A 1,731-nucleotide genomic window follows, 5' to 3' on the forward strand; every position below is an offset into this window, starting at 1 on the left:
ATAACGTTGCGTCGCTTCACTCAAGCTTTCTTGCTCAAAAGAAAACAGCGCATTCAGCGTTGCTTGCAACGCTTTATCTGTCTCCACCGCGGGTACATTTTCGCCAAGCACATTACTCATACTCAGCTCCAGCATGTCATCACTCGGTACACAGTGAAAGCTGAACATTCGAGAGAGAAAACGCCCTTGCTGAGGAAGGTTTTCAAAATTCAGCGAAGCGTTTGCTTCACAAAGCATGATATTAGGATGAAGAATATCGAACGCTTCGTCTTTCCAAAACAGACGCTTACTCCCTTTAATGATCTGGATAATACTCGGGGAGTGAATCCGAACGTTACGCAGCTTTTGCTGCTGCTCCGCACGAAATAACGTGACTTGATATTGGTGGCTCATCTTCTCCCCTTTCTTATTCAATTATCGTGTGTAAGTGGCGGTTAACTTCGCTTTGTCCAATGCGACACTATTCAACGTGAATCCCACAACCGCCGCTGGCGTGTTCTCATCCAAGTTCAACTTGTCACTTGGCAAGGCCCAAACGGTAAACTGATAGCGGTGCATACCATCTTTTTCTGGAGGACATGCGCCGCCAAAACCAGTAATACCGTAATCGATACGAGACTCCTTACCGCCGAGCTTGCTAATATCAACGCCACGAGGCAATTCATTAACTGAGGCTGGAATATCAAACGCTATCCAATGCCAAAAACCACTGCCTGTTGGTGCATCAGGATCGTACGCGGTAATCGCAAAACTTTTTGTACCCTTTGGAACGTCTTTCCACATCAGTTGTGGAGACTGGTTCGCACCATCACATCCCCAACCTGAATATTCAAATGTCTTCGCCATTGGATGACCTTCTTGAATATCTTTGCTCGTTAGTTCAAAAGCATGGGCAGAGCCGATAACCAAAACGCTAAGGGCCAAAACAGACTTGTGAATCGCTTTCATGTGTTTCTTCCTTTCAGTGAGTTCAAATCAATTCTATTCATCAACCCAAGTCAAGACATACCAATAAGTATCACAAAATATAAAATAATCGTCCATTTTGACACTTTAAGATTCAAGAATAAATTTCTTATTCTCTGAGTTGCATCTGGTTTATGCTAACTAATTGCTCAGAAAACAAGGAAGACAGAATGGAACTGGATATCTACGTCGTTGACGCATTTACAGACACGCAATTTAAAGGCAACTCAGCAGCAGTCGTACCCTTGCAAGAGTGGTTAGAACCAGAGCTAATGCAAAACATTGCAGCGGAAAACAACCTCTCGGAAACCGCGTTTGTTAAAACGATTGGGACGAATCAATATGAAATACGCTGGTTTTCACCACTTACAGAAATCGACTTTTGTGGACACGCAACGCTCGCCGCTTCTATGGTGTTGTTCGATCAACTCGGCGTTACAGGAAGTATTGAGTTTCACACATTAAAAGTGGGCACCTTAACCGTAATTAAGAACGCACTTGGCAAGATTGAAATGACATTTCCGACAAGAGCGCCACACCCCGTCAACGCCATTCCTACGCAATTGATTGAGGGATTAAACTGCGAAATAACACACGTACTGCTTAGCCCACAAGCTTACTTCGTCATCGTGGAAGATGAGCAAACCGTTTTCGATGTTCAATATCGATCCGACCAACTGAAACAACTCGCCCCTTACGATGTCGTCGTCACATCAAAAGGCAGTCAATACGACTTTGTATCTCGCTACTTTTGGCCAGCGAACG

2 protein-coding genes and 1 pseudogene are annotated in these 1,731 nt (G+C 44.3%); 1 reads left to right on the top strand and 2 read right to left on the bottom strand.

The window, feature by feature from the left end; translation table 11 throughout:
- Positions 1 to 393 (bottom strand): annotated as a pseudogene (locus R7E42_RS23860) (AraC family transcriptional regulator N-terminal domain-containing protein); the annotation flags it as partial.
- A gap of 21 nt (positions 394 to 414) precedes the next feature.
- Positions 415 to 948, bottom strand: coding sequence for a YbhB/YbcL family Raf kinase inhibitor-like protein (locus tag R7E42_RS23865; RefSeq protein ID WP_025507444.1), 534 nt, complete (start codon positions 946 to 948; stop codon positions 415 to 417).
- 188 nt (positions 949 to 1,136) lie between these two features.
- On the opposite strand from R7E42_RS23865, the gene R7E42_RS23870 reads away from it, so the two are divergent.
- Positions 1,137 to 1,731, top strand: a 595-nt coding sequence (locus tag R7E42_RS23870; RefSeq protein ID WP_318073069.1) for a PhzF family phenazine biosynthesis isomerase, incomplete at its 3' end; no start/stop codon positions are given.

It is taken from the genome of Vibrio sp. Vb1337 (assembly GCF_033338715.1).
GTDB lineage: Bacteria > Pseudomonadota > Gammaproteobacteria > Enterobacterales > Vibrionaceae > Vibrio > Vibrio alginolyticus.